Below are 6576 nucleotides of genomic sequence, written 5' to 3' on the forward strand. Positions count from 1 at the left end.
ATAAAGGGATTTGCTAATTTCTTAAGTATATTACCAATGGCTCTTCCAGGATTAGTATTAGGGATTTCATATGTATTTTTCTTTAATACTCCAGAGTTTAACTTTGGAAATAAAGTTTATGTATTAAATTATTTTAATGTTTTATATGGAAGTATGTTTTTAATGGTATTTTGTAATATAGTACATTTTTACTCGGTTACATTTATTACAGCAACATCAGCTATTAAAAAGGTGGACAAGGAGCTTGATTTAGTGGCTCAGTCTTTAGGGGTAAGTGGATTCTCATTATTTAAAAATGTAACCTTACCACTTTGTATGCCAGCTGTATTAGAAAACTTTATGTACTTTTTCTTAAACTCAATGGTTACAGTATCAGCATTGATATTTATATATACAGCAAACTTAAAGGTTGCTTCAATTTCTATAGTTCAGTTAGATGACAAAGGAAACACAGCTGAGGCTGCTGCATTAGCAGTTATGATTGTAATAACTAATATAATAGTTAAGTTAATTTATGAATTTATAAAAAAGAAATTAAATGACAAAAAAAGAATTTATGCTTAATTTAGGAGGATAATTATGAAAATACAGGGAGTAATTTTTGATTGGGCAGGAACAACAATGGATTATGGGTGTTTTTCACCAGTAGGTGCATTTATGGATGCCTTTAAAGAAATAGGAATAGATTTGACAATAGAAGAAGCAAGAGAGCCAATGGGAAAACTTAAAATTGATCATACAAGAGCTATACTTGAAATGAATTCAGTTAAAGAAAGGTTTTATAAATTATTTAATAGAGAGTCAAATGAAGAAGATGTAAATAAGTTATACAAGGGATTTGAAGATGTCTTATTTAAAACATTAAAGGATTATGTTGATTTAAATCCATATGTATTAGATACAATAAGTGAATTAAGAGCTAAAGAAATTAAAATAGGATCAACAACTGGCTACACAAAGGAAATGATGGATGTAATACTTCCTATAGCAAAAGAAAAAGGATATAGTCCAGACTTTTGCATAGCATCAGACCAATTAGGATATGGAAGACCATACCCGTATATGATGTATGAAAATGCAAGAGCCTTAAATATATATCCACAAAAATCTTTGGTAAAAGTTGGAGATACAGTAGTTGATATGCAAGAGGGTGTAAATGCAGGGACGTGGGCTGTAGGGTTAGTACTTGGAAGTTCAGAGTTAGGATTAACATTAGAAGAAGTGAAAAATATGGATAAAGACTTACTTGAAAATAAAATGGAAGAAGTAAGAAAGAAGTTATTTGCTGCAGGAGCTCATTATGTAATAGATGATATGAGTGGCTTAATAGATGTTATAGAAGATATAAATAGAAAACTAGAGGATGGAGTAAATCCATAATTTAAATAAAATTTTAAAGTATATAATAAAGGAGAAATTTAATTATGAATACATTAATTCCAGATAACGAATATATATTATTAACTCCAGGACCATTATCAACAAGTAAAAGGGTAAGAGAAGCATTATTAAAGGATTGGTGCACCTGGGATACAGACTATAATGAAATGGTACAAGACATAAGAGCTAAGTTACTTAGTCATGCAAGATGTTCAAATGAAAAATATACTACAGTATTAATGCAAGGAAGTGGAAGCTTTTCAGTTGAATCTGTTATAGGAAGTACAATAGGAGAAAAAGACAAGCTTTTAGTATTAATTAATGGAGCTTATGGAAAAAGAATTGGTGAAATAGCATCTAGACTTAAGATAAATAATGTAACTATATTTTATGAAGAGGGAGAATGTATAAATCCTGAAGAAGTAGATAATTTATTAAAACAAGATGGAGACATTACACATGTAGCCTTTGTACATTGTGAAACTACAACAGGAATATTAAATCCATTAGAAGAGCTATGTAATGTAGTGAGAAATCATAATAAAACTTTAATAGTTGATGCAATGAGTTCATTTGGTGGAATTAAAATAGAAATAGAAAAGTTAGGAATTGATTACTTAATTTCTTCTGCAAATAAATGTATCCAAGGTGTGCCAGGATTTGGATTCATTATTGCAAATAGAGAAAATTTAATTAATACAAAAGGAATTGCTCGTTCAGTGTCATTAGATTTATTTGATCAATGGGATACAATGGAAAAATCAAAAGGGAAATGGAGATTTACATCACCTACACATACTGTAAGAGCATTTTATGAAGCACTTAATGAATTAGAGGATGAAGGCGGAGTAGAAAAAAGATATAATAGATATAATTCAATGCAAAAAACATTAGTTAAGGGACTAAAGGAGCTAGGATTTAATTCTTATGTAAAGGAAGAATTACATTCACCTATAATAACAACCTTCTTATATCCAGAAGGAAAGGAATTCTCCTTTAATGAATTTTATAAGTTCTTAAAGAATGAGGGATTTGTAATTTACCCTGGGAAGCTATCAGATGCAGATACATTCAGAATAGGGAATATAGGTGATATAAATCTTAGTGATATAGAAAAATTAATAGAAGCTATAAAAAAATATAACAAATAGTATAAATAAAGTGGTGGTACAAAAAATAACTGTAGCACCATTTTTTATATCTATAGAAAATCATTCTAGTTGACAATTCGACAAAATAGTCCTATATTTAAATATGAATGTATTTAAAAGAAAAATAATTAAGATAATATTACATAATATGGAGTTTAAATAATGAAACATAAAAAATTATCAATTAAAACAATTGTTGCAATAGGAATTGGAGCAGCTGTATTTATGATTTTAGGGAGATTTGGTTCTATTCCATCTGGAATTCCAAATACTAATATAGAAACTGCATATGCATTCTTAGCTTTAATGGCATTGCTATATGGTCCTTTTGCAGGAGCATTAGTAGGGTTTATAGGACATGCACTAAAGGATATAGTGTTTTACGGTTCACCATGGCTTAGCTGGGTTATTGCATCTGGTGTAGTAGGATTAGTTATAGGAATTTGTTTTTATAGAATCAAGATTAACCAAGGTATATTTGAGAAAAAAGAAATTATTAAATTTAACATTGTTCAAATTATAGCTAATATTTTAGCTTGGTTTGTAGTAGCTCCTACATTAGATATAGTAATTTATGCAGAACCTGCAAATAAGGTGTTCCTGCAAGGTGCTATAGGTGGAATATCTAACATGGTAACGGTAGGTGTTTTAGGAACTTTATTAATTAGCAATTATGCTAAAACTAGAACAAAAAGAGGAAGCTTAGAAAAGGAATTATAAAAGAGCTTACTAAATATGAATATGCCGGAGACTTAAATTTTCTCCGGTTTTTTATTCTTTGAAGTTGTTTTAAATATAATATTAGTTAAAGCTTTTACTTATAGAAAATATAAAGCTTTAGTTTATTAAGACAGGAGGATATGATGAGTAAAGCAGTTATAGAGTTTAAAGATTTTTCTGTACAATATGTAGTGCAAAAAGAAAAAACTTTAAAAAATATAAACCTTAAAATCAATAAGGGTGAAAAAATCCTTATAGTAGGACCATCAGGTTCAGGAAAAAGTACATTAGCTCATTGCATAAATGGACTTATACCTTTTTCATATGAAGCAGAAATTTCAGGAAGTTTAAAGATAAATGGAAAAGAAACTAAGGATATGAGTATATTTGAAATATCTAAATCAGTAGGGACTGTTCTTCAAGATCCTGATAGCCAATTTATAGGATTAACAGTAGGCGAAGATATTGCCTTTAAGCTTGAGAATGCTTGTGTTGAAAGACCAAAGATGATAGAAGCAGTAAAAAGAGTTGCTGAAATAGTTGATATACATAATCAAATAGATATGGCACCTCATAGATTATCAGGTGGTCAAAAGCAAAGGGTAACCTTAGCAGGTACTATAGTTGATGATGTAGAAATACTTTTATTTGATGAGCCTCTTGCTAGCTTAGATCCAGCAGCAGGGAAGTCATCAATAGAATTAATTGATAAGATACAAAAGGAAAATCATAAGACTATAATAATAGTAGAACATAGATTAGAAGATGTTTTATATAAAGAAGTAGATAGAATTATAGTAATGAATGAGGGGGAAATAGTAGCAGATACTACTCCAAATAAATTATTATCATCTAACACTCTTAAGGAAAATGGAATAAGAGAACCATTATATATAACTGCTTTAAAATATGCCGGATGTGAAGTTACAGAAGCGATGAATCCAGGAAGTATAAATACTTTAGATGTTAATGCTTGTAAGGAAGAGTTAAATAAGTGGTATGAAAGTAAAAAAGATGAAAATGAAATAGAAGATAAAGAAGCTTTACTTGAGCTTGAAAATGTTTCATTTGCTTATAATTCAAGAAATACCATATTAAATAATGTAAGCTTTAAAGTAAATAAAGGTGATATGATTAGTATAGTTGGAAAAAATGGTGCTGGAAAATCAACTATAACTAAGCTTGTATGCGGTTTTTATAAGCCTACAAAGGGAAGGATATTATTTAAAGGAAGAGATATTGCAGATGATACAATAAAAGAAAGAGCTGAATTTATTGGAATGATAATGCAAAATCCAAATCAAATGATATCAAAAACTATGATTTATGATGAAGTAGCATTAGGCCTAAAGGTAAGAGGCGTAAGTGAAAATGAAATAAAAGAAAGAGTTTACGATACCTTAAAGGTTTGTGGATTATATGAATATAGAAATTGGCCAATATCAGCATTAAGCTATGGACAAAAAAAGCGTGTTACAATAGCTGCAATATTAGCATTAAATCCAGAGTTAATAATCTTAGATGAGCCTACGGCAGGTCAAGATTTTAAGCATTATAATGAAATAATGGAATTTTTACTTCATTTAAATAGAAAAGGTGTAACAATAATAATGGTTACTCATGATATGCACTTAATGCTTGAATATACAAAAAAAGCAATAGTTCTATCTAATGGAGAAAAAATAGGTGAAGATACATCTGTAAACATATTAACAGATGAAGCGTTAATTAAGGCTGCAAGTCTTAAAGAAACCTCTCTTTATGAATTAGCTTTAAAATCAGGAATAAGTAATCCAAGAGATTTTGTTAAAAAGTTTATAGATTATGATAGGGGGATGAGAAGCTAATGAGTGAAAACATGTTAGGATACATAAATGAAGATTCTCCAATTCATAAATTAACTGGAGCCACAAAGTTTATTTTCTTTATGATGTGGACTTTAGCATCTATGTTAACATATGATACTAGAATATTAATTGGAATGTTTATATTTAGCTTAGTAGTATTTAAAATATCAAAAATAAAGTTTAAAGATATATCATTTGTTTTATACTTTATATTATTTTTCTTATTACTAAATAATATAGCAATTTTTATTTTTTCACCTTATGAAGGAGTAGGTATATATGGTACTAGACATGATTTATTCCATATAGCTGGTCCATATACAGTTACAGTAGAGCAATTATTTTATCAATTTAATGTAACTATAAAATATTTCTCTGTAATTCCAATGGCTTTATTATTTATATCAACTACAGAGCCAAGTGAATTTGCATCTTCATTAAATAGAATAGGTGTGAGCTATAAAATTGCTTACTCAGTTTCTATAGCTTTAAGATATATACCAGATATACAAAGAGATTATGTAGATATTTCCTTTGCACAACAAGCAAGAGGAATAGATATGTCTAAAAAGGAAAAGATCGGAAAAAGAATAAAAAACTCTGCAAGTGTTCTTATGCCATTGATATTTTCGAGCTTAGATAGAATTGATATTATTAGTTCTGCAATGGAGCTTAGAGCCTTTGGTAATAAGAAAAAGAGAACTTGGTATAATTCAAGAGAATTTAAAAGAAATGATTACATAGCAATAATAATAGTTATTGCAATATTTATAATATCACTATTAATGACAAAAAATAATGGTAGTAGATTCTTTAATCCATTTATAGGATAGTTTTACTTATAAATAAAAAATAGCTTAATCAAATACGATTAAGCTATTTTTTTTATTTAAATCTATTAGAAATTAAATTTAATCCGTAAATTAAGGAACCTCCTATTGCAAAGAATATAAAATTAAAGCTTTCTAAATTCATTGCAGGCTTTGGAATATCTAAGGTAGTAGGTCCTATAAATACTGCATAAATTGATCCTATCATTAATCCTAATATAAGATAAATCATTTTAGATCTATAATTAGTCAAGAGCCATTTTATTAATCTAATAGAAATAAAGATTCCACTTAATACACCTAAACCAAAGACTATTAATATAGGTAAATAGCTAAAGTTAAAGGTTAAGGTTTCCTTAAGAGCATTAATAATTGGCCCATATAAGCCAAATATAAGAAGTAAGGTAGAACCGGATATACCAGGTAAAACCATAGCTGAAATAGCAATCATTCCACAAAAGAAAACATAAATAGCAAGTGGAAGAGAAAAATTATTTAAAGAATAATGCACTCCATCTGTAGAAGCGCTAGGATTAAAAAATGAAATAAAAAGCACAAGTAGTATTGCTAAAAATACAAATAAAACATTTTTATAATAGCCTAGTAAATGTTGCTTTTCTTCTTTTATAATAATTGGAATAGAAAAAA

7 protein-coding genes are annotated in these 6576 nt (G+C 28.4%); 6 read left to right on the top strand and 1 reads right to left on the bottom strand.

Annotation, left to right across the window (positions count from 1 at the left end):
• The 6 genes from ACRDBA_RS06485 to ACRDBA_RS06510 all read left to right on the top strand — a co-directional run.
• On the top strand, nucleotides 1-564 hold a 564-nt coding region (locus ACRDBA_RS06485), incomplete at its 5' end, for an ABC transporter permease subunit (RefSeq protein ID WP_438572117.1).
• A 15-nt stretch (nucleotides 565-579) separates the two neighbouring features.
• On the top strand, nucleotides 580-1380 hold the full coding sequence (gene phnX / locus ACRDBA_RS06490; protein WP_438572118.1) for a phosphonoacetaldehyde hydrolase: 801 nt from the start codon (nucleotides 580-582) through the stop codon (nucleotides 1378-1380).
• A gap of 44 nt (nucleotides 1381-1424) precedes the next feature.
• Nucleotides 1425-2531: a 2-aminoethylphosphonate--pyruvate transaminase gene (phnW, locus tag ACRDBA_RS06495; protein WP_438572119.1), complete on the top strand. Its 1107-nt coding sequence runs from the start codon at nucleotides 1425-1427 to the stop codon at nucleotides 2529-2531.
• 162 nt (nucleotides 2532-2693) lie between these two features.
• The gene (locus ACRDBA_RS06500) at nucleotides 2694-3251 is read left to right on the top strand and encodes an ECF-type riboflavin transporter substrate-binding protein (protein WP_438572120.1); all 558 of its coding nucleotides are present in this window, start codon (nucleotides 2694-2696) and stop codon (nucleotides 3249-3251) included.
• Between the two features lie 140 nt (nucleotides 3252-3391).
• On the top strand, nucleotides 3392-5098 hold the full coding sequence (locus ACRDBA_RS06505; protein ID WP_438572121.1) for an ABC transporter ATP-binding protein: 1707 nt from the start codon (nucleotides 3392-3394) through the stop codon (nucleotides 5096-5098).
• Nucleotides 5098-5931, top strand: coding sequence for an energy-coupling factor transporter transmembrane component T family protein (locus tag ACRDBA_RS06510; RefSeq protein ID WP_438572122.1), 834 nt, complete (start codon nucleotides 5098-5100; stop codon nucleotides 5929-5931). Before ACRDBA_RS06505 ends, ACRDBA_RS06510 begins: the two co-directional genes overlap by 1 nt.
• Nucleotides 5932-5983: 52 nt before the next feature.
• Here the strand turns inward: ACRDBA_RS06510 and ACRDBA_RS06515 are convergent.
• On the bottom strand, nucleotides 5984-6576 hold a 593-nt coding region (locus ACRDBA_RS06515), incomplete at its 5' end, for a DUF368 domain-containing protein (RefSeq protein ID WP_438572123.1).

This window comes from Clostridium sp., from assembly GCF_051654825.1.
GTDB lineage: Bacteria > Bacillota > Clostridia > Clostridiales > Clostridiaceae > Clostridium.

Bases quoted from the DNA above. Each gene is read 5' to 3' on its own strand.
- ACRDBA_RS06500 (WP_438572120.1), top strand. From the start codon at position 2,694: ATGAAACATAAAAAATTATCAATTAAAACAATTGTTGCAATAGGAATT.
- ACRDBA_RS06505 (WP_438572121.1), top strand. From the start codon at position 3,392: ATGATGAGTAAAGCAGTTATAGAGTTTAAAGATTTTTCTGTACAATAT.
- phnW (WP_438572119.1), top strand. From the start codon at position 1,425: ATGAATACATTAATTCCAGATAACGAATATATATTATTAACTCCAGGA.
- ACRDBA_RS06510 (WP_438572122.1), top strand. From the start codon at position 5,098: ATGAGTGAAAACATGTTAGGATACATAAATGAAGATTCTCCAATTCAT.
- phnX (WP_438572118.1), top strand. From the start codon at position 580: ATGAAAATACAGGGAGTAATTTTTGATTGGGCAGGAACAACAATGGAT.